Source organism: Streptomyces sp. NPDC007929, assembly GCF_042959065.1.
Classification (GTDB): domain Bacteria; phylum Actinomycetota; class Actinomycetes; order Streptomycetales; family Streptomycetaceae; genus Streptomyces.
This window is the reverse complement of record NZ_JBIBKD010000001.1, coordinates 668,910-688,563: the sequence shown is the minus strand read 5'-3', so window position 1 is coordinate 688,563 and position 19,654 is coordinate 668,910. Positions and strand designations below refer to the sequence as shown.

Sequence of the window (19,654 nt, the reverse complement as noted above, 5' to 3'; positions counted from 1 at the left end):
CATGACGACGCACAACGACGACGTGGACTGGGACCGCTGGCCGGTCGCCGACTACCTCGCGGAGAACTACCGCGAGGTGCACGCCTCGGACGCGGCGGTCATCGCGCACCACTCCGCGTTCTACCGGAACCTGCCGCCCGGCGGGATCGCCCGTTCGGTGGAGTTCGGCGCGGGCCCCAACCTGTATCCGCTGATGCTCGCGTCCGCCGCGTGCCGCAGGATCGACGCCGTGGAGGCCGGAGCGGGCAATGTCTCCTACCTGGAGGACCAGATCTGTCACCGGCTGGACGCGAGCTGGCTGCCCTTCCACGAGCTGTGCCGTCGGCTCAACCCCGAGCTGCCCGCGACGCTGGCCGGTGCGCTGGCCCCGGTGCACATCGTGCACGCCGACGTCCGGGCGCTGCCGCCGGGCTCGTACGAACTGGCCTCCATGCACTTCGTGGCCGAGAGCGTGACGGAGGACTTCGCCGAGTTCGCCGACCTGTGCCGCACCTTCGTCCGCACGGCACGGCCGGGTGGTCACCTGGTCGCCGCGTTCATGGAGAACATGCCGACGTACCGCATCGGGCCCGCTTCCCGCTGGCCGGGCTGTCCGGTGAGCCCGGCGGCCGTCACGGAGGTCTTCACGCCCCTGACCCGGGACCTGGTGGTGACCCACATCGACATGGACCCGACCCTGCCGGACTACGGGGACTCGGGGATGGTCCTGCTCACGGGGGTGGCGGAGGCGGTTTAGCCCGCGGGGTCAGGCGTCCGAACCGGGACGGAACCTGCGGCGCAGCACCACTCCCCCGGCGACCAGCGCGGCGCTCGCCGCGACGGCCTGGAGGGTGTGGTCCGTACCCGTGTGCGCCAGGGCGGCCCCGGCGTGCGGGACGGTGTGCGGAGCGGGTTCGGTGGCCGGGTTCGGCCGGGGCGGCGGGGTCGGCTTCGGGACCGGCTTCGGCGGCTGCTGGGGGCGCACGGGGCGCTGCTCACCGGGCGTGTTCGAGGACGCGTTGCCGGTGGCCGGGTTGCCGATGCCGACCACGTTCACCGAGTTGCCGGTGACGTTGACCGGGAGGTCGACGGGCAGTTGCACGGCGTTGCCGGAGACCACGCCCGGTGAATCCGCACCACCGCCGTCGGCGACCGCGCCACCGGACCGGCTCGGCCGTCCGCCCCGCCCGTCGTCCTGGTTCGCGCACCGGTTGCCGGCGGCGGGGTTCAGGAGCCCCACCACGTTCACGGTGTTGCCGCACACGTTCACCGGAGCGTGCACCGGCAGCTGGACGGTGTTGCCGGAGACCACCCCGGGCGAACCGGCCGTGGCGCCGTCCGCGCCGGAAGCCGCGTACGCGGGGACGGTCACGGCCATCGCGCCCGAGGCGGCGGCGACGGCGATCACTCCGTTTCGGGTAACCCGTCTCATGGGACCCCTGCCTTCCAGACATCGTCGCGAGCACTCGCCCGCACCCCGGAGAACGCGGGACATCCGGTGCGAGTTATGGCTTATCCGCCTTTCACTCCATCGAGCGGCCCGGTTGTCGAACTAGCGGTAAAGCCCTTCGTATGCGGCCTCGGGGAGCCTCCCCCGTCCGGAGGCGCGGCTTCCGGGGCCCGCTTATGGTGAGCGAGGGCGCCGATCCCGGTCCGCTGCGGGGCGCCCCGCGTCCTTGGAGGCACCGATGCTGGCCAAGCTGTCCACGCGCCCCTCGATACGGCGCTGCGCGGTCACCGGCACGGCCGGACTGGCCCTGCTGGGCACGGCACTGCCGGCCGCCGACGACCCACCACCCGGGCTCACCCGCTTCTACGACCAGAAGGTCACCTGGTCGAAATGCCCAGGTATGGACATGCCGAAGGATCTCCAGTGCGGGAAGGTCACCGTCCCGCTCGACTACGCGGAGCCGGGCAAGGGCACCCTCGACCTCGCCGTCGCCCGCTACCGGGCCACCGGCGCCTCCCGGGGCTCGCTGCTGCTGAACTTCGGCGGCCCGGGCGGCCAGGGCGTGGCGCAACTCGCCATGGGCGGCAAGGAGTTCATGGGGCTGACGAACGGCTACGACGTCGTCTCCTTCGACCCCCGCGGCGTCGGCCGCTCCTCGCCCGTCAGCTGCGGAAACGCCTCGGAGGGCGCCCTGGAGGCGACGGACGGCGACGCCGACGTGACCGACCCCCAGGCCGTGCTCGAACAGCTGCGGGCGGCGGCCACCGAGTGCGCCGAGCACTCCGGCCCGGTCCTGCCCCACATCGGCACGGTCAACGCCGCCCGCGACCTGGACGTCATGCGCGACGCGCTCGGCGACGACAAGCTCAACTACCTGGGCTTCTCCTACGGGAGTCGGCTCGGCGCGGTGTACGCGGCCCAGTACCCCGAGAACGTCGGCCGGATGGTGCTGGACGGCGTCGACACGCTGACCGAGCCGCTGGCCGACCAGGGCGTGGTGAGCGCCCAGGGGCAGCAGACCGCCCTGGAGAGCTTCCTGACCTGGTGCACCGAGGACATCGCCTGCCCGTTCGGACGCAATCCGCGAGAGGCCAGGGAACATGTCGTGGAGGTGGTCGAGTCGCTCGACCGGGACCCGCTGCCGACCGACTTCGGTGAGGCGTTCACCGGCCAGGACTTCGCGGGCGCCCTCGGCCAGGGCCTCTACAGCAGGGAGCTGTGGCCCTCGCTGCAACGGGCCATCGGCCGGCTCCTCGAGGACGGTGACACGCGTGGCCTGGAGATGTTCCTGTCCGGGGGCTTCACCCTGCCCTCGCGGCGCGGCCCGCACGCCGGGCTGACCGACCCGGCCGACGTGCCCCTCGACAACCTTCCGGCGGCACTGATGGCGGTCAACTGCGCGGACGACCCCGACCGCCCCACCGCCGCGCAGGTCACCGAGGACCTCGGCCGGCTGCGCGCCCGCTACGAGCAGGCGTCACCGGTCTTCGGCCGCTACCGGCTCACCCAGGTGCTGATGTGCTACGGCCGCCCCAAGGGCACCGACTACATCCGCGACGACGTCAAGGACGTCGACACGCCGAGGATGCTGCTCGTCGGCACCCGGGGCGACCCGGCCACGCCGTACCGCTGGACGCTGGAGACCGCCGAGCGGCTCGGCTCGTCGGCCGTGGTGCTGGACAACCGGGGCGAGGGCCACACCGGCTACGGCTCGTCCAAGTGCGTGCACGGCAAGGTCGACGCGTTCCTGCTGTACGGAACCCTTCCGCCGGACGGCAGTTCCTGCGGTTCCGACCGCGACGACGAGTGAGATCGATTGCCCCAAATGCCCCCATCGCGAATTCGCTCTATCGTTCTGTCATGGAGAGCGTTCTGAGTCCCGCGACCCTTGCCGAGCTGCGGCGTCCGCGCCCCTACCCCGCGGTCTCCGTGCTGACGCCGACACACCGGCGTGATCCCTACAACGCCCAGGACCAGGTCCGGCTGCGCAACGCGGTGGCCGAGGCGAAGAGGCAGCTGGAGACCGATCCGGCCGTCACCCGGGAGCGACGCGCGGAGGTCTCCGGGCACCTCGACCGGGCCCTGTCGGAGGTGGACCTGACCCACGCCGAGGACGGCCTCGCGATCTTCGCCGCCCCCGGTGAGCACCAGGTGTGGTCACTGGCCAGGCCCGTACCCGAACGCGTGGTGCTCTCGGACACCTTCCTCACCCGCAACCTGGTGTCCGCGCAGACGGCCGGGCGCCCCATCTGGGTCCTGTCGCTCGCAGCGGACCGCGCCACCCTGTGGAGCGGCGGCGTGGACCGGGTCACCGAGGCCCGCGTCGGCGGCTTCCCACTGACCCGGCGCGTGGAGAACTTCGACCCGGAGCGGCAGCAGCGGATCGGCGACACGCCGAGCGCGTTCCGCGAGGAGCGCACCCGGCAGTTCCTCCGCGAGACCGACACCGCGATGAACGCCGTACTGCGCGAGCACCCCCGGCAGCTGTACGTCACCGGTGAACCGGCCGCCCTCTCCCTGCTGGACGAAGTCGGCGGCACCGCCCGCAACGCCGTGCACATCCCGCACGGCGGACTCGCGCACGGCACCCCCGAGGTCGTCTGGCAGGCGGTGCGCCCGGTCGTCGAGGCGGAGGCCCGCAGGAGCACGGACGCCGTGACCCGCGCCCTCGAAACGGCCCGCGGGCGGCGGGAGTTCGCCGCGGGCGTCGACGAGCTGTGGCAGAGCGCCCGGGACGGCCGCGTCCGGCTGCTGGCCGTCGAGGAGAACTACCGCGTGACGGTCCGCGACGCCGGGGATCATCTGATCCTCGCCGACAGCGGCGACCTCGACTCCCGCGACGACATCGTGGACGAGATCGTCGAGCAGTGCCTGGAGACCGGCGCCGACGTCCGCTTCGTACCGGACGGAACCCTCGGGGAGGCGGACGGCATGGCCGGGGTGCTGCGGTACTGACCTGACTACCGGGCGGTACCCCCGGGCGGCACACGACGGCCCTGGAGCCCCCTGCGCAACAGGGCTCGAACACAGGGCCGTCGAACACCCGGAGGGCCTCGCACACCGTCCCGACGGAGCGTCAAATGCCCTGTGTAATCTACGACTTGGATCTCCGAGCGGCGCATGTGGCGGCTACCTCGGAGTAACTCCGCGAGACGGTGGCATATGCCAGAAGCACCACCGTATCGTGTGTCGCCGAATCCCTTACAGGGCGTCGCGGGCTGTGCAACAGTCGTAACGGTCCCTCCGTCCGCCTTGGTCGTACCGTCCCCGCATCGGAGTGCGTCATGCCGTCCCACCTCTCCGCGGACCGTCCAGCCGCCCAGCCGCCCGGACGGGGCTCGGTCGACGCGCTCATATCGCAGACGCGGCGGCTCAAGGGCGACGTGGACGCGGTGCGCCGCGACGCCGCCGACGGCTCGGACCACCCGCGCGAACGCTGGCAGCGCGCCCTGTACGACCTCGCCCTGCACCAGCTCAGCGACCTCGACGAGCACCTGGCCCAGCTGCGGGACGGCCCCCCGCCCACGGCGGTCCCGGACGCTCCCGCCGCCGCACCGGGCTCCCTCCTCAGCCGGGTCGGCAGCGCCGAGTGGAACCTGCTGACCGACGAGGCCAGTTGGTCCGGGGAGCTCTACCAGATCCTCGGCCGCGACCCGGCCGCTCCCCCGCTCACCCTCGACGAACTGCCGTCGCTGGTGGTGGACGAGGACCGGCCGAAACTGACGGCGATGGTCACCGGCTGCCTCATCGACGCCCGGCCCATCGACGGCGAGTTCCGCATCGCCCGCCGCGGTGGCGACGTACGGACGGTGCACATGATGGGCGAACCGGTGCTCGACACCGACGGCAGCACCGCCTCGATGTGGGCCGTGCTGCGCGACGTCAGCGAACTGCGCCGCAGCCAGCGGGTGGTGAGCGAGACCCGTGACTCGCTCCACCACCGGCAGGAGGCCGCGCGCAGCGAGCACCGGCTCGCGGTCGAGCTGCAGGAGGCCGTGCTCCCACCGTGGCGCGGCACCCTGCGGCTCCCGCACCGGGGTCCCAGGACCCTCGACCTCGCGTCCCGGCACCTGCCGGCGTCGGCGCACTCGATGATCGGCGGCGACTGGTACGACGCCCTCGAACTCACCGACGGCGCAACGCTCCTCAGCGTCGGCGAACTCACCGGCCAGGGAGTCGGCGTCACCTCGAACATGACCATGCTGCTCGGTGCCGTACGCGGCATGGCCATCGCCGGTGCCCAGCCGGGGCCGTTGATGGCCTGGCTGAACCAGTTACTCGACGCCACCGTGCAACCCGCCCTGGGCAGCGCCGTCTGCTGCCGCTACCGGCCGGAAACCCGCACCCTGGCGTGGGCGCAGGCCGGACACCCCGCCCCGCTGCTGTTCCGCGACGGGACGGGGCACGCGCTGAACGCACCCGACGGCGTCCTGCTCGGCGCCACCTCGGGCGCCGTGTACGGGCAGGCCGAAGAGACACTCCAGGTGGGCGACCTGCTGCTCCTGCACACCGACGGGCTGGTGCCCGGGCACACCGGGTCGGCGGCCGCGAACCTCCTCCTCGGCCTGGCACCGCGCCTGGCCGGGGACCGCACCGCTGAGGACTGCGTACGGACCGTGGTCGAGGAGTTCGGCGCGAGCGAGCGCGAGGACAACGCCTGTGTGCTCGTCGCCAAGGTGATGTCGTAGGAATCCCGGGCCCGCGCGGCCCCAGGCATCTCACGCCTGCGCCCGGTTGCCGCCCCGGCCCTTCGTCTTCGGCAGGGCGAGCTTGATCTCCTCCCTCAGCTCCTGGATCCTCGGGTAGCCGGAGTACTCCGCGGTGAGGCGGTACATCTGGCGGAGCCGGTCCCAGGTGCGATGGGAGGAGTTGGATCCCATGGACACCAGGGCCAGTCGCGCGTACCGGTCGGCCTGTTCGGGGTCGTCGGCGATGAAGCAGGCCGAGGCCATCGACAGGTAGTCGAAGATCTTCGACCGCTGTCGGCCGTCGACCCGCAGGGCGAGGGCCTTCTCCGCGTAGTGCTGGGCATGGGCGGCCGCGCCCGGCTCGAACTCGGCGAGCGTGCGGTAGGCCAGGGCCTGCATGCCGTAGAGGTCCTCCTCCTTGAAGGTCTGCATCCAGTCCGGCGGCGGCACATCGGCCTTGTCGGAGACGAACAGGTCCTCCGCCCGCCCGAGCGTGCGGCGCATCGCCTGGCCCTTGCCCATGGAGGCCTGGGCCCAGGCCTCGATGGTGCAGAGCATCGCCCGGGTGCGGGGCAGCACCTCCTCACCGGAGCCGGAGGTGGCGAGCTTCATCAGGTCCAGGGCGTCGTCCGGCCGGCCCAGGTGCACCATCTGACGGGCCGCGCGGGACAGTGCCTCGCCCGCGCGGGGCCGGTCCCCGCCCTCCCTCGCCGCGTGCGCGGCGATGACGAAGTACTTCTGGGCCGTGGGCTCCAGGCCGACGTCGTGCGACATCCAGCCCGCGAGGACGGCCAGGTTGGCGGCCACGCCCCACAGGCGCCGCTGGAGATGGGGTGGGTGTCGGTAGGCGAGCATGCCGCCCACCTCGTTGAGCTGGCCCACCACGGCCTTGCGCTGGAGCCCGCCTCCGCGGGCGGCGTCCCAGGCGCGGAACACCTCGACCGAGCGCTCCAGTTCCTCGATCTCCTGCGACCCGATGGGGGCGGCCTCGTAACGGTCGAACCCAGCGGGGTCGGCGTGCAGGGAGTGGTCGAGGTCGGGGGCGTCGGCAGCCAGGGAAGGGTCGGAGTGCAGCCAGTCGTGCATGGCGTTGCTGAGTGCGGATCCCGCGGCGAGCGCGGCGCCCGCGCCCACCAAGCCGCGTCGGTTGAGCATGAGGTCCATTCCCGTGAATTCGGTGAGGACCGCGGCGGTCCGCTCGGGCGCCCACGGCACACCGTCGGGAGCGTCATCGCTCCCGCCGCCCTGCCGTTTCCCCGTACGCCCGTGCCGGACCAGACCGAGGTCCTCGATGGTCACGACACGGCCGAGACGCTCGGTGAACAGAGCCGCCAGCACCCGCGGCACCGGATCGCGCGGGATCTCTCCCGTGTCGATCCACCGCCGCACCCGGGAGGTGTCGGTCGACAGCTGGGGATGGCCCATGGCCGCCGCCTGCCGGTTGACCAGCCTCGCGAGTTCGCCCTTGGACCAGCCGGCCAGGCCGAACAGGTCCGCGAGCCGGGTGTTGGGTTGTCCGCTCACGTCAAGCCCCCAGGTTCTCGGCTGAGTTGACAGTAGCCCGGGGAGACTTGCCGGGCGACTATTCGCCAGGGTTCGCCAGGGTGCGCCAGATGGTGTGCCACGGGCCATCCGGTGTCAGGTAGGAAAGCGCCACCCCGACCCGGTCCCCGGGGACACTCCCCAGGGTTCCCCCGGGCGTCCGGGCCGGGTGGTGCGCTGTCGTCGCAGGCACACGAAGGGATCTGTTTCGCCCATGTACGCAGCATCGTCCTCCGTGTCCGCACCGCCCCGGTCGCTGCACCCGCGTCCCGCGGACAGCGGCCCCTACCTCGCCCCCGCGCGGCCGGCGGCCCCCGTGCTCGGTGCGGGCAGGGCTCGGCGCGGCGCGGTCCTCGGCACCCAACCGCTCAGCGGGAGACTCGACTTGTCCGGCGCCCAGGGCGCGCAGCTGCGCACGGCGATCGCGTCGGTGCACCGCATCTGCCCGGAGTTCGCCCCGGTGCAGGTCCTGCGCCGCACCGGCCGGTCGGTGCTCCTGGTCGGCACGACCGGCCGCAGCACGGCCGTCGCCAAGTGTTTACTCGACCACTCCCCCGCCTGGTCCGAGCGGATCCGCCACGAGATAGCGGCATACCGCTCGTTCGTCCGGCACCGCCCACCCGTGCGGGCGCCGAGACTGATCGCGGCGGACCCGGACAACTGCACCCTGGTGATCGAGCGGATGCCCGGCCGGGTGGCGGCGCTCCAGCGGCATCCGGCCGAGGCGCCGCCCCGGGCGGACATCAGGGCGGCGCTCGGCGCGATCTGCCGGCTCAACGCCTGGCGGCCGCCGGCGGGCACCTTCGACGCCCCGCTCGACTACGCGGCCCGCATCTCCCGGTACCACGAGCTGGGCCTGCTCACCGACCGGGACCTGGGCGACCTGCAGAAGCTGCTGCACGGCATCGCACAGGCGGCCGGACGGCAGGGCATGGGCCAGTTCTGCCACGGCGACGCACTGTTGTCGAACATTCTCCTGTCACCGGCCGGTCCAGTGCTGGTGGATTGGGAGCACGCGGGCTGGTACCTGCCGGGTTACGACCTGGCGACGCTGTGGTCGGTGCTCGGGGACGCACCGGTCGCGCGCCGTCAGATCAGCCAGATCGCGCAGTCGGCGGGGCCGGCGTCCAGGGATGCCTTCCTGGTGAATCTGATGCTGGTGCTGACCCGTGAGATCCGTACCTACGAGACGGCCGTGCAGCGTTCGATGCACGACGCGACCCCGGCGGCACCGGGCTCGGCCCACCCGGGTGCTGCGCCGACCGGCGAGGAGCAGAGGCTGCTGCTGCGGCGGCTGCACGACGACTGCCAGTTGGCCCGGCGCGCCGTGCGCGCGGCGGTCGGCACTCGCTGACGGGGACGAAAGGGCCGCAGGACGCCGGGTCGGCGTTCTGCGGCCCTTTCGTGTGGTCGGTTCCGGCTGCTGCTCAGCCCTGCTGGAAGAGTTCCGCGGGGAGCGGCTTGAGCAGGGCGTAGAGGTCGTCGGTGATGGGGCGGTCCCAGGCGGCGATGGTCACCAGGACGTTGTCGCTGCGGTCGAACTGCACGCAGGAGATCCGGCTCTCGGAGAGCTTGACGCGGCGCACGATCAGCAGGTTGTCGCCTTGCATCACCGGTACGTCCTCGGTGCTGACGACCGTGACCTCCTCCTCGTTCTCCAGTGCCAGCAGCAGCTGGGCCACCTCGAAGGGGACCTGGCCCTCTTCGACCTCGCGGGCCGGGGAGCCCTCCGGCAGATTGCCGATGATCATCGCGGGGCCACGGCCGCCGAACAGGTCGTAGCGCAGGAAGACGCCCTGGCAGGTGCCGTCGGGCGCGGGCAGCAGTCCCGCGCCGAGGTTGCCGGGCCAGTCGCCCGGGTCCATGGCCAGTACGTCGAAGTCGGGCCCGGCGGGAGTGGCGCTGCGGCGGCGGAGGAACGACATGTCGCCCATGGTACGTGGCCCGGCCTGCGAAGTGCGGGGCGGGCGGCGGACCGGGTCTACGCCGTCGCCTTGTGGCGCCGGTGGTGGCGGGCCACCCGGGCGCGGTTGCCGCAGGCGGGTTTGCACCACTCCTGGCGGGGGTGCTCCTTGAGGAAGTACCGCACGCAGCGCGGCGCGTGGCAGGCCCGCAGCCGGTCGCGGTCGGGACCGGCCAAGAAGGCGATCACGGCGTGGGCGAGGGCCGCGGTCAGATCGTCGGCGGTGCGGACGGCCTTGCGGTGGACGAGCGGGGTGGCGTCTTCGGGCCAGTCCAGGACCGGGACGGTGGGGGCGCGGGCCGCCGCCTCGTTCAGGTGCCGTACGGCTTCCTCCGCGGGCATGAGGCGGGCCGCGTCCGCGGGGCTCGGGGCGCCGGGGCGGACGGCCCGGGCGAAGAGCGCGCGGACAGCGGCGAGCTGGTCGGCGTCGGCGGTGAACCCGTCACCGGCGCCCTCGGCCGGCCGCGGTGCGGTGCCGGCGGCGGAGCCTCGCGGTGGTCGTCGGGCCGGTCGATCGCGGTGCCCGGCAGGATCTCGGGGTGGGCCCGGACCCACTCGGTCAGTCCCGCCGGGTCGGTCAGGTCGTCGGTGACGCCGCCGTCGCCGTCGTGGCGGAGGGTGAGGGCGAGGTCCAGGGCGAGCCGGGCGTCCCTGCTGATCGGTTCCCGCATGCGGCCGATGACAGGCCCGGCCGTGTCCAGGACGCCCTGGTCAGTCCTCCATGGGCGACGGCGGGACCACGGCTACGGGGCAGGCGGCGTGCAGCAGCACGGCGTGGGTGACCGACCCCATCATGCGGACGGGCGAGAGCAGCCGCCGCCGGTGCCGGCCGACCACGACGAGGTCGGCGTCCCGGGAGGCCGCGACGAGATGGCCGGCCGCGTCGCCCGCCGCCGGGACCAGCTCGACCTGGACGTCCGGATGCCGCTCGCGGTACGGGGCGAGGAAGCCGTCGGCGAGGACGCGGGTCTCGTCCTCGATGGCGTCCTGGTCGACGAGCGCCGGGGGCATCTCCCCGGGCATCATCCAGGGCTGCGCGGGCCACGGATAGGCGGCGACCGCCTGGAGCCGGGCGGCACGCCGGGTGGCCTCGGCGAAGGCGAACTCGAGCGTGGCCTCGTCGGGGCCGTCCACCTTCAGGCCGACGACCACGCGTGAGCCGGGGCCGCCCGGCGGCTCGCCGTGCACCTCGCGTCCGGGCCGTGGCACCACGACGACCGGGCACTCGGCGTCGCGGGCGGCGGCCAGGCTGTTCGAGCCGAGCACGAGACTGGTGAAGCCGCCGCGGCCCCGGGAGCCGAGCACCAGCAGCTGGGCTCCGGAGCCCAGCTCGGGCAGAACCGCACCGGCCGCTCCCTCCAGGCCCACGTACTCCGTGTCCGGCAGGTCGGGGCGGTCCGCCAGATGGGTGCGGACGTGGTCGAGCACGGAGTCGTCCCGCTGGTCCGCGGGCCCGGCGGTGAGCACCTCGGGCTGGACCCAGTGGGCGTACTGGCGTACGTGCGCCACGCGCAGGGGCGCCGCGCGCCGGCGGGCGGCGTCGACGGCCCACTCCAGGGCGCGCAGGCTGTCGTCCGAGCCGTCGACCGCCGCGACGACGGGCAGGGTGCTCATGGGGTCCTCACCTCCGGGATTTCGACCGTCCCTCCCGGGGGCCAGCCTGACTCAGGCGGTGGCTCCGGGGAGATGCCTCAGGCCGCGTGTCCGGAAATGCGGGCGGAACACCCCCGGATCGGCCGTCTGATCTCGGCCGTCGAGTCCTCGCCTCCGGGAGGTGGCGCCCCGGTCTCAGGTGAGGTCGAACTCTCCTTCCCGCGCTCCCGACACGAACGCGCCCCACTCGGCGGGCGTGAAGATCAGCGAAGGGCTCTCGGGGCGGGCACTGTTCCGCATGGCGATGAAGCCTTCCACGAAGGCGATCTGGACATCCCCCCGCCCTTGGCTGCTGGACTGCCACTGTGCGTTGGTGAGGTCCAGCTCCGGCTTGTCCCAGCCCGTGAGCGGGCGCTGCTGGGTGGTGGTCTCGGCCACGTCCGTGCTCCTCCCGATTCGTCGTCCGCGGCCAGCCTAGCGATCGTGCCCCACAGCCAACAGGGCACGTGAGGCGGACCTTTCAGGAGTCCGGGGGCCGGTCGCCCACCAGCCACATGGAGAAGAACTGCGATCCGCCGCCGTAGGCGTGTCCGAGGACCCTGCGAGCCCCGTCCACCTGGTGTTCTCCGGCCTGCCCGCGCACCTGGAGGGCGGCTTCCGCGAAGCGGATCATGCCGGAGGCGCCGATGGGGTTGGTGGACAGCACGCCGCCCGACATGTTGACGGGCAGGTCCCCGTCCAGTTCGGTCACGCCGGCCTCGGTGAGCTTCCAGCCCTCGCCCTCGCCGGCCAAGCCGAGGTTCTCCAGCCACATGGGCTCGTACCAGGAGAACGGCACGTAGATCTCGGCGCCGTCGATCTCGCGGCGGGGGTCGGTGATCCCGGCCTGCCGGTAGACGTCGGCGGCGCAGTCCCGCCCGGCCCGTGGGGAGACGAAGTCCTTGCCGGCGAAGAGGGTCGGTTCGCTGCGCATCGCGCCGCCGAGCATCCAGGCGGGCGGGTGCGGGGCGCGGGCGGCTCCGGCACGGTCGGTGAGGATCATGGCGCAGGCGCCGTCGGAGGAGGGGCAGGTCTCCGAGTAGCGGATCGGGTCCCACAGCATGGGCGAGGCCATGACCCGGTCGAGGGTGATGTCGTGTTCGTGCAGGTGGGCGTAGGGGTTCCTGAGCGCGTTGCGGCGGTCCTTGTAGGCGACGAGGGCGCCGATGGTCTCGGGCGCTCCGCTGCGGCGCATGTAGGCGCGGATGTGCGGGGCGAAGAATCCGCCGGCCCCGGCGAGCAGGGGCTGCTGGAAGGGGATCGGCAGGGACAGGCCCCACATGGCGTTGGACTCGGACTGCTTTTCGAAGGCGAGGGTGAGGACCGTGGTGTGGACGCGGGCCGCGACGAGGTTGGCCGCGACGAGCGCGGTGGAGCCGCCGACCGAGCCGGCGGTGTGCACGCGGAGCATGGGTTTGCCGACGGCGCCAAGGGCGTCGGCGAGGTAGAGCTCCGGCATCATGACGCCCTCGAAGAAGTCGGGGGCCTTGCCGATCACGACGGCGTCGATGTCGGCCCAGGTCAGCTCGGCGTCCCGGAGTGCTCTGCGGGCCGCCTCCCGGACCAGTCCGGCCAGGGAGACGTCCCGGCGTGCGGCGACGTGCCTGGTCTGGCCGATGCCGACGACGGCCACGGGCTCCTTGCTCATCGGGGTTCCCCTTCGAGTACGGCGACCAGGTTCTGCTGGAGGCAGGGGCCGGAGGTGGCGTGAGCGAGGGCGCGGTCGGAGGCGCCGCGGTGGATACGGGCGGCTGCCTCGCCGATGCGGATCAGTCCGGCGGCCATGATCGGGTTGGCGGCGAGGGCTCCACCGGAGGGGTTCACGTCCACCTCGTCGCCCAGTCGGAGGGCCTCGCGCAGGACGATCTCCTGCGCGGTGAAGGGTGCGTGCAGTTCGGCGGTGTCGACGGGCCGCTCGAAGGCTCCGGCTCGTTCGGCGGCCAGGCGGGTGGACGGCGAGTCGGTCAGGTCGCGCACGCCGAGGCCGTGGGCCTCGATGCGGTGGTCGATACCGCGGATCCAGGCGGGGCGTGCGCACAGTGCGCGGGCCCGGTCCCCCGCCGCGAGGATCACGGCGGCGGCGCCGTCGCCGATGGGCGGGCAGTCGCCGCTGCGCAGGGGGTGTACGAGGTGGTCGCCCTGCGGCACGGGGCCGCGCAGTTGTGCGTGGGGGTTGCCGGCGGCCGCCGCGCGGTTGCGGGCGGCGATGGCGGCGAGTGCGGGTTCGTCGGCGCTGCCCACGTCGATGAGGGCCTGGGCCTGGAGGGCGGCGAGTGCCACGGAGTCGGGCCACAAGGGCGCCACGTAGTAGGGGTCGAGCTGGCGGGTCAGGACGTCGCGGACCGAGCCGGGCGAGGACTTGCCGTAGGCGTAGACCAGGGCGGTGTCGGCGTCGCCGGTGAGGAGTTTCGTCCAGGCCTCGTACAGGGCCCAGGCGCCGTCCATCTCGACGTGCGACTCGGAGATCGGGGGCCAGGCGCCGACGCCGTCGAGGGCGAGGGTGAAGGAGAAGGCGCGGCCGGCGAGGTAGTCGCTGGAGCCGGAGCAGGTGAAGTCGATGTCGGCGGTCTTCAGGCCGGTGGAGTCGAGGACCTCGTGCAGCACCGGCATCAGCATCTCCACCTCGGAGAGCTCGTCGCTGGTGCGCCGGTGGCGGGTCTGGGCGAAGGCTACGACGGCGATCTCCCGGTCCCGCGGTGCGCTCGTCACAGCAGCTCCTTGTAGGTGTCGTAGTCCGCGTCGGGTTCGCCCGTGGGCCGGTAGTGGTCGGGGTGGCGGGCGTCGTCGCTCCACACGGGTTCGACGCGCAGGCCCATGCGGACCTCGTCGTAGGGGATGCCGCCGATCCGGCCGTGCAGGGCGAGGCCGGCGCCGTCGAGGGCGATGTGGGCGTAGACGTAGGGCACCTCGATGTCGAGGTTCTTCGCCTTGATGTTGACGATGCAGAACGTGGTCACGGTGCCGCGCGGGCCGACCTCGACCTGTTCCGACGTGGCCACCCCGCAGGTGGGGCACGCGCCCCTCGGAGGGACGTACACCTTGCGGCAGGACGGGCAGCGTTCACCGACGGTGCGCCGGTCGGAGAGGGCGTCGATGTAGGCGGTCTGGGCGCGGCCGGGCGAGTAGGTGTAGTCGAGGCGGGCGGGGGCGACGATGCCGGTGACGGGGTTCTCGAACGCGCCGGTGTGGCCGGACGGTTCGGCCCGGTGGCCCTCGTGGGGCTCGAAGCAGGCGATGTCGGTGATGGCACCGGTGCGTTCGCCCGCCCAGCGGACGCGGACCGGCATGCCAGTGCGCACAGCGTCGGGGCCGGGGGCGTCGAGGGCGTGGAGGAGGGCGGTGTCGGCGCCGTCGAGACGGACCAGGACCCAGGCGAAGGGGGTGGTGAGGGGCTGGCCGCGGCGCGGAGCGGGGTTCCAGGCCCAGGTCGTGACGGTGCCGGTCGGGGAGACTTCGACCAGGTCGTGGAGTTCCTCGGCGGTGACGGGGTCGTACTCGACGGGCGGGACGAGGACGCGGCCGTCGCGTGTCCGCACTCCGAGGATCACCCGTTCCCGCAGACCGGTCAGGAAGGCGCTCTGGACAGGGCCGAGGGAGCGGGTGAAGGGAAATTCGACGACGAGCGGCGCCTTGAGAACTGCGGACATCGAGGGCCTGCCTCCTTCGTGATCGGCGTGCACGGGGCGCGCCCTCCAGGGGGCGCGGGGAACTGCGCGCTCGGCCACCGACGACCCGCGGCTCTGAACCGGCCGGAGCCCGCGCCGCGCTACGCGCGCTTGTAGACGGGCGGTCGCTTCTCCGCGAAGGCCCGGGCACCCTCCTTGGCGTCGGCGGTGTCGAACACCGGCCAGCCGCGGGCGAGTTCGGCGGCCAGTCCGTCGGACTCGGTCATACCGGCGGTCTCGTAGACGGACGCCTTGACGGCCTCGACGGCCAGCGGCCCGCAGGCGTTGATCTGCTCGGCGATCTCCAGTGCCCTGTCCAGCGCGGTGCCGTCGGGGACGACGTGGCCGACCAGGCCGATGGCGGCGGCCTCACGGGCGCTGTAGGGGCGGCCGGTGAGGAGCATCTCCAGGGCGTGGGTGCGCGGGATCTGGCGTTGCAGGCGGACGGTGGAGCCGCCGATGGGGAACAGGCCGCGCTTGACCTCGAACAGGCCGAAGGTCGCGGACTCGGCGGCGACGCGGATGTCGGTGCCCTGGAGCATCTCGGTGCCGCCCGCGACGCAAGCCCCTTCGACGGCGGCGATCACCGGCTTGCGCGGGCGGTGGTGGCGCAGCATCGCCTTCCAGTGCAGGTCGGGATCGGCCTTGAGCCGGTCGCGGTACTCCTCGCCGGCCATGCCGTTCCCGGCGAGGGCCTTGAGGTCCATGCCGGAGCAGAACGCGCCGCCCGCTCCGGTGAGGACGACCGAGCGGACCGAGTCGTCCGCGTCGGCTTCGAGCCAGCCGTCGTGGAGGCCGACGAGCATCGGCAGTGAGAGCGCGTTCCTGGCTGCCGGCCGGTTGAGCGTGAGCACCAGTGTGGCGCCTTCGCGCTGCACGGTGAGGTGTTCCGTCCCACCCATGGCGAACTCCCCTCTCATGGAACGAGAACAGGTTGCAGTAGGGCGGGTGGCACTTCAAGGGTTTTCTGACAGCCAGTCAGATTCTTTCGCTCGGGCCCTTCACAGTTGGACCGCCCTTTGCTCTGATGACCGGCGAACCGTCCGATACCAGGCACGCCCCGGGTCAGGAGGAGCGGTGGAGTACAACCTTGCCGACCTGTTCGAGTCGGTCGTCGACGTCGTTCCCGGCCGTGAGGCGCTGGTGTACGCCGACCGCCCGGGCACGGGCGCGGAGCGCCGTCTGACGTACGCGGAGCTGGACGCGGCGGCCGACCGCGTCGGCCACCATCTGCTCGACAGCGGGATACGGCCCGGTGAGCACCTCGGGCTGCACCTGTACAACGGCGTGGAGTACCTGCAGACGGTGCTGGGCTGCCTGAAGGCGCGGATCGTTCCCGTCAATGTCAACTACCGCTATGTCGAAGAGGAGTTGGTGTACCTCTACCGGGACGCGGATCTGGCGGCGCTGGTCTTCGACGCGGAGTTCACCGACCGGGTGGCGGCGGCGCTCCCCCGGGCGCGGAAGCTGCGGCATCTGATCCGGGTGGGGGACCCGGCGCCGGGGGCGGCGGAGGTCGACTGTGTGGAGTTCGCGCGGGTGGAGGCCCTGGGGGCGCCCGGCCGGGGCTTCCCGGCGCGCTCGGCGGACGACCAGTTCATCATCTACACCGGGGGCACGACCGGGATGCCCAAGGGGGTGATGTGGCGGCAGGAGGACCTCTTCTTCGCGGGCCTCGGCGGCGGTGCCCCGACCGGGGAACCGGTGAAGAAGCCGGAGGAGCTGGCGGAACGGGTCGCGGCCGGTGGTGCGGGAATCACGTTCTTCCCGACGGCTCCGCTGATGCACGGCACCTCCACCCTCACCGCGTTCATCGGCTTCAACTTCGGGCAGCGGGTGGTGATCCACCGCAAGTTCGTACCCGAGGAGGTGCTGCGGACCGTGGAGAAGGAGCGGGTCAGCAGCATCTCCCTGGTGGGCGACGCGATGCTGCGGCCGCTGATCGACGCGCTGAGCGGACCGCTGCGGCACATCGACCGCTCGTCGCTGTTCAGCGTCTCCTCGTCCGGCGCCATCATGTCGGACACGGTGCGCAGGCAGTTCCAGGAGCTGGTGCCGAACGCCATGCTGCTGAACAACTTCGGCTCCTCGGAGTCGGGCTTCAACGGAACGGCGACCGAGGACTCCGGCCCGGAGCGGGGATTCAGGGTACGGGTCAACGCCCGCACCCAGGTGGTCGACCCGGCCACCCGCGAACCGGTGGCGCCCGGCGAGGTGGGGCGCGTCGCCCAGTGCGGACACGTGCCGCTCGGCTACTACAACGACCCGGTGAAAAGCGCCGCGACCTTCTTCGAGAGGGACGGCGAGCGCTGGGTGCTGCTCGGCGACATGGCCACCGTCGACGAGCAGGGCGTGGTCACCGTCCTCGGCCGTGGCTCGCAGTGCATCAACACCGGCGGCGAGAAAGTGTACCCGGAGGAGGTCGAGCAGGCCCTCAAGTCCCACCCGGACGTCTACGACGCGCTGGTGGCCGGGGTGCCGGACGCCCGGTGGGGCCACCATGTGGCGGCCGTGGTGCAACTGCGCGCGGGCGCGGCGCGCCCCTCGCTCCAGGACATCCGGACCCACTGCCGTGACCGGCTCGCCGGTTACAAGATCCCGCGCCAGCTGGTGATCGCCGAGTCGATCCAGCGCTCGCCGAGCGGCAAGGCGGACTACCGGTGGGCGCGGGAGGTGGCCGTGACGGCGGACGGGTGAATCTTCGGCCGCACCGTTGAACCCCCGGTGACGTGCGGACGTACTGGTGGTGGCAGGCTCGGTCTCCGGGCTCTGTCAGCCATGCCAGCAAGACCGCACGGAAGGACCACCGGGTGTCGCCTTTCACTCGCTCCCGTCAGCTCCCGGACACGACCGAGAGCGGGGCGGAACCGGATGACGACACCGGTACGAGGGGTGCGGAGGGCGGGGCCGGTACCGCGGGTCCGGAGGGCGGGGCCGGTTCGGGAGAGCCGGAGCACGGCACCGCTTCCGCACAGGAGGTCACCTCTGCCGAGCAACCGCAGACGCAGACGCAGACCAGGCCCGGTTGGTTCGGCTGGCGGCGTCGCTACCCCCGTACGGCACGCGGCGTCTCCGTCGGTACGACCGTGCTGGCCGGCGCCCTGGTGCTGTTCGCGCTGCTCGTGCCGAACCGGATCGAGCGCGTCGAGTTCGCGTCGTTCCTGCGCATCCCCGCCGAGGGCGTGCTGCTCGCCGGGCTGCTGCTCGCGCTGCCGGCGAAGCCCCGGCGCGTCGCGGCGGTCGTGACGGGCCTGTTCCTGGGCCTGGTCACGGTGCTGAAGTTCGTCGACATGGGCTTCTACCAGATCCTGGCCCGGCCCTTCGACCTGGTCCTGGACTGGATCCTGATCGAGAACGGCACGGACTTCCTGAGGGAGACGTTCGGCCGCACCGGCCAGGTCCTGGCCGTGACCGGCGTGATCGTCCTGTTCGTCGCGCTGCTCGTCCTCACAACGCTCGCGGTGGTGCGGCTGACGAACCTGATGGTCCGGCACCGGCCCGTCGCCGGCCGCACGGTCCTGATCCTCGGCACGGCCTGGATCACCTGCATGACCCTGGGCGTGGAGATCGGCACCGTGCCGGTCGCCACCAAGGGCAACGCCGAGTTCCTGGGCAACCGGGTGGAGCAGGTGCGTGCCGGGCTCGCGGACGCCCGGGTCTTCGAGAAGCAGGCCTCGGTGGACGCCTTCGCGAAGACGCCGCCCGACCAGTTGCTGACGGGGCTGCGGGGCAAGGACGTACTGTTCACGTTCATCGAGAGCTACGGCAGGGTCGCGATCGACGACCCCGCGATGGCGGGGCAGACCGACGCCGTGCTCAAGGAGGGCACCGGCAGGCTGAAGGCGGCCGGGTTCGAGTCGCGCAGCGGCTGGTTGCAGTCGCCGGTGACGGGCGCGGGCAGCTGGCTCGCCCACTCGACGTTCCTGTCCGGACTGTGGATCAAGAACCAGCAGCGGTACCGCAGTCTGACCACGAGTGATCGCATGACGCTGACGAACTACTTCGGGAAGACGGGCGCCTGGCGGACGGTCGGTGTCGTGCCGGGGGTGCGGCGGGCCTGGCCGGAGGGGAAGTACTTCGGCCTGGACCACATCTACGACTCCGAGCACCTCGGCTACCACGGCCCGTACTTCAGCTGGACGCCCGTGCCCGACCAGTTCAGCATGGAGGCCTTCGAGCGGCTGGAGCACGGCAAGAGGGACCGCGAGCCGATCATGGCGGAGATCATCCTGGCCTCCAGCCACAACCCCTGGTCCCCCATCGCCCACATGATCGACTGGGACGACCTCGGCGACGGCTCGGTGTTCCACCGGATCAAGAAGGAGGGCACCGACCCCACGGAGGTCTGGAAGGACCCGGAGAAGGTGCGCACCGAGTACCGCAAGGCCATCGAGTACTCGATCCGCAGCCTCACCGAGTGGGTCGAGCGCTACGGCGACGACGACACGGTGCTGGTCTTCCTCGGCGACCACCAGCCGGTGCCGACCGTCACCGCAGGGGACACCGGCAAGGACGTGCCGATCACCATCGTCGCCAAAGACAAGAAGGTCCTGGACCGGGTAGCCGACTGGAACTGGACGGACGGCCTCAAGCCGGCCGCGAACGCGCCCCGATGGGGCATGGACAAGTTCCGCGACCGCTTCATGACGGCCTACGGGCCGCAGGGCTGAGAAACTCCGCCACGGCCCGAGGAACTCCTCCGGACGGCGGGATCGGGCTGCTCGGCCCGCCACCG

At 72.3% G+C, this 19,654-nt stretch carries 17 protein-coding genes and 1 pseudogene; 7 read left to right on the top strand and 11 right to left on the bottom strand.

Annotated features, from left to right (window positions below; all coding sequences use genetic code 11):
- The first annotated feature begins 1 nt into the window (after position 1).
- The gene (locus tag ACFZDE_RS03105) at positions 2 to 736 is read left to right on the top strand and encodes a class I SAM-dependent methyltransferase (RefSeq protein WP_390990629.1); all 735 of its coding nucleotides are present in this window, start codon (positions 2 to 4) and stop codon (positions 734 to 736) included.
- 9 nt (positions 737 to 745) lie between these two features.
- On the opposite strand, the gene ACFZDE_RS03100 is transcribed toward ACFZDE_RS03105, so the two are convergent.
- The gene (locus tag ACFZDE_RS03100) at positions 746 to 1,411 is read right to left on the bottom strand and encodes a chaplin family protein (protein WP_391196882.1); all 666 of its coding nucleotides are present in this window, start codon (positions 1,409 to 1,411) and stop codon (positions 746 to 748) included.
- A 256-nt stretch (positions 1,412 to 1,667) separates the two neighbouring features.
- On the opposite strand from ACFZDE_RS03100, the gene ACFZDE_RS03095 reads away from it, so the two are divergent.
- The 3 genes from ACFZDE_RS03095 (at position 1,668) to ACFZDE_RS03085 (ending at position 6,117) form a co-directional block, all read left to right on the top strand.
- Positions 1,668 to 3,239, top strand: coding sequence for an alpha/beta fold hydrolase (locus tag ACFZDE_RS03095; protein ID WP_391196879.1), 1,572 nt, complete (start codon positions 1,668 to 1,670; stop codon positions 3,237 to 3,239).
- Between the two features lie 50 nt (positions 3,240 to 3,289).
- A complete protein-coding gene (locus tag ACFZDE_RS03090) occupies positions 3,290 to 4,384 on the top strand; it encodes a chemotaxis protein (RefSeq protein ID WP_390990638.1) in 1,095 nt (364 codons plus the stop codon).
- A gap of 329 nt (positions 4,385 to 4,713) precedes the next feature.
- Complete coding sequence (locus ACFZDE_RS03085) at positions 4,714 to 6,117, top strand: SpoIIE family protein phosphatase (RefSeq protein ID WP_391196876.1); 1,404 nt, start codon at positions 4,714 to 4,716, stop codon at positions 6,115 to 6,117.
- Between the two features lie 30 nt (positions 6,118 to 6,147).
- Here ACFZDE_RS03085 and ACFZDE_RS03080 read toward each other — a convergent pair whose 3' ends face one another.
- On the bottom strand, positions 6,148 to 7,641 hold the full coding sequence (locus ACFZDE_RS03080) for a hypothetical protein (protein ID WP_391196874.1): 1,494 nt from the start codon (positions 7,639 to 7,641) through the stop codon (positions 6,148 to 6,150).
- A 232-nt stretch (positions 7,642 to 7,873) separates the two neighbouring features.
- On the opposite strand from ACFZDE_RS03080, the gene ACFZDE_RS03075 reads away from it, so the two are divergent.
- Positions 7,874 to 9,013, top strand: a complete 1,140-nt coding sequence (locus ACFZDE_RS03075) for a phosphotransferase (RefSeq protein WP_390990647.1) — start codon at positions 7,874 to 7,876, stop codon at positions 9,011 to 9,013.
- A gap of 73 nt (positions 9,014 to 9,086) precedes the next feature.
- Here the strand turns inward: ACFZDE_RS03075 and ACFZDE_RS03070 are convergent, their stop codons facing one another.
- From ACFZDE_RS03070 to ACFZDE_RS03030, 9 genes and pseudogenes are all read right to left on the bottom strand, one after another.
- Positions 9,087 to 9,584 carry a hypothetical protein gene (locus tag ACFZDE_RS03070; RefSeq protein WP_390990650.1) on the bottom strand — a complete coding sequence of 166 codons (498 nt, stop codon included), beginning with the start codon at positions 9,582 to 9,584 and terminating at the stop codon, positions 9,087 to 9,089.
- Between the two features lie 56 nt (positions 9,585 to 9,640).
- The gene (locus tag ACFZDE_RS03065; RefSeq protein ID WP_391196871.1) at positions 9,641 to 10,177 is read right to left on the bottom strand and encodes a CGNR zinc finger domain-containing protein; all 537 of its coding nucleotides are present in this window, start codon (positions 10,175 to 10,177) and stop codon (positions 9,641 to 9,643) included.
- A 20-nt stretch (positions 10,178 to 10,197) separates the two neighbouring features.
- Positions 10,198 to 10,293, bottom strand: a pseudogene (locus ACFZDE_RS03060) (hypothetical protein); the annotation flags it as partial.
- 40 nt (positions 10,294 to 10,333) lie between these two features.
- Positions 10,334 to 11,236: a universal stress protein gene (locus tag ACFZDE_RS03055; RefSeq protein ID WP_391196868.1), complete on the bottom strand. Its 903-nt coding sequence runs from the start codon at positions 11,234 to 11,236 to the stop codon at positions 10,334 to 10,336.
- A gap of 174 nt (positions 11,237 to 11,410) precedes the next feature.
- Complete coding sequence (locus tag ACFZDE_RS03050) at positions 11,411 to 11,653, bottom strand: DUF397 domain-containing protein (protein ID WP_031141375.1); 243 nt, start codon at positions 11,651 to 11,653, stop codon at positions 11,411 to 11,413.
- Between the two features lie 82 nt (positions 11,654 to 11,735).
- Positions 11,736 to 12,902 (bottom strand): thiolase domain-containing protein, encoded by a 1,167-nt coding sequence (locus ACFZDE_RS03045; RefSeq protein ID WP_391196867.1) that lies wholly within the window; start codon positions 12,900 to 12,902, stop codon positions 11,736 to 11,738.
- Complete coding sequence (locus ACFZDE_RS03040) at positions 12,899 to 13,963, bottom strand: thiolase domain-containing protein (RefSeq protein WP_391196865.1); 1,065 nt, start codon at positions 13,961 to 13,963, stop codon at positions 12,899 to 12,901. Before ACFZDE_RS03040 ends, ACFZDE_RS03045 begins: the two co-directional genes overlap by 4 nt.
- Entirely contained in the window at positions 13,960 to 14,901 is a 942-nt protein-coding gene (locus ACFZDE_RS03035; RefSeq protein ID WP_391196862.1) for an OB-fold domain-containing protein, read from the bottom strand. The genes ACFZDE_RS03040 and ACFZDE_RS03035 overlap by 4 nt, the downstream gene beginning before the upstream one ends.
- A gap of 119 nt (positions 14,902 to 15,020) precedes the next feature.
- On the bottom strand, positions 15,021 to 15,821 hold the full coding sequence (locus ACFZDE_RS03030; protein WP_391196859.1) for a crotonase/enoyl-CoA hydratase family protein: 801 nt from the start codon (positions 15,819 to 15,821) through the stop codon (positions 15,021 to 15,023).
- 175 nt (positions 15,822 to 15,996) lie between these two features.
- On the opposite strand from ACFZDE_RS03030, the gene ACFZDE_RS03025 reads away from it, so the two are divergent.
- Both ACFZDE_RS03025 and ACFZDE_RS03020 read left to right on the top strand, forming a co-directional pair.
- Positions 15,997 to 17,616 carry an AMP-binding protein gene (locus tag ACFZDE_RS03025; RefSeq protein ID WP_391196857.1) on the top strand — a complete coding sequence of 540 codons (1,620 nt, stop codon included), beginning with the start codon at positions 15,997 to 15,999 and terminating at the stop codon, positions 17,614 to 17,616.
- Positions 17,617 to 17,729: 113 nt separating this feature from the next.
- On the top strand, positions 17,730 to 19,589 hold the full coding sequence (locus tag ACFZDE_RS03020) for a sulfatase (protein ID WP_391196855.1): 1,860 nt from the start codon (positions 17,730 to 17,732) through the stop codon (positions 19,587 to 19,589).
- The last annotated feature ends 65 nt before the right edge of the window (positions 19,590 to 19,654 follow it).

What these genes read in the sequence shown, in the direction of transcription:
- ACFZDE_RS03030 (WP_391196859.1), bottom strand. Translation starts at nt 15,821, where the DNA reads ATGGGTGGGACGGAACACCTCACCGTGCAGCGCGAAGGCGCCACACTG.
- ACFZDE_RS03070 (WP_390990650.1), bottom strand. Translation starts at nt 9,584, where the DNA reads ATGTCGTTCCTCCGCCGCCGCAGCGCCACTCCCGCCGGGCCCGACTTC.
- ACFZDE_RS03035 (WP_391196862.1), bottom strand. Translation starts at nt 14,901, where the DNA reads ATGTCCGCAGTTCTCAAGGCGCCGCTCGTCGTCGAATTTCCCTTCACC.
- ACFZDE_RS03105 (WP_390990629.1), top strand. Translation starts at nt 2, where the DNA reads ATGACGACGCACAACGACGACGTGGACTGGGACCGCTGGCCGGTCGCC.
- ACFZDE_RS03055 (WP_391196868.1), bottom strand. Translation starts at nt 11,236, where the DNA reads ATGAGCACCCTGCCCGTCGTCGCGGCGGTCGACGGCTCGGACGACAGC.
- ACFZDE_RS03075 (WP_390990647.1), top strand. Translation starts at nt 7,874, where the DNA reads ATGTACGCAGCATCGTCCTCCGTGTCCGCACCGCCCCGGTCGCTGCAC.
- ACFZDE_RS03045 (WP_391196867.1), bottom strand. Translation starts at nt 12,902, where the DNA reads ATGAGCAAGGAGCCCGTGGCCGTCGTCGGCATCGGCCAGACCAGGCAC.
- ACFZDE_RS03095 (WP_391196879.1), top strand. Translation starts at nt 1,668, where the DNA reads ATGCTGGCCAAGCTGTCCACGCGCCCCTCGATACGGCGCTGCGCGGTC.
- ACFZDE_RS03090 (WP_390990638.1), top strand. Translation starts at nt 3,290, where the DNA reads ATGGAGAGCGTTCTGAGTCCCGCGACCCTTGCCGAGCTGCGGCGTCCG.
- ACFZDE_RS03100 (WP_391196882.1), bottom strand. Translation starts at nt 1,411, where the DNA reads ATGAGACGGGTTACCCGAAACGGAGTGATCGCCGTCGCCGCCGCCTCG.
- ACFZDE_RS03085 (WP_391196876.1), top strand. Translation starts at nt 4,714, where the DNA reads ATGCCGTCCCACCTCTCCGCGGACCGTCCAGCCGCCCAGCCGCCCGGA.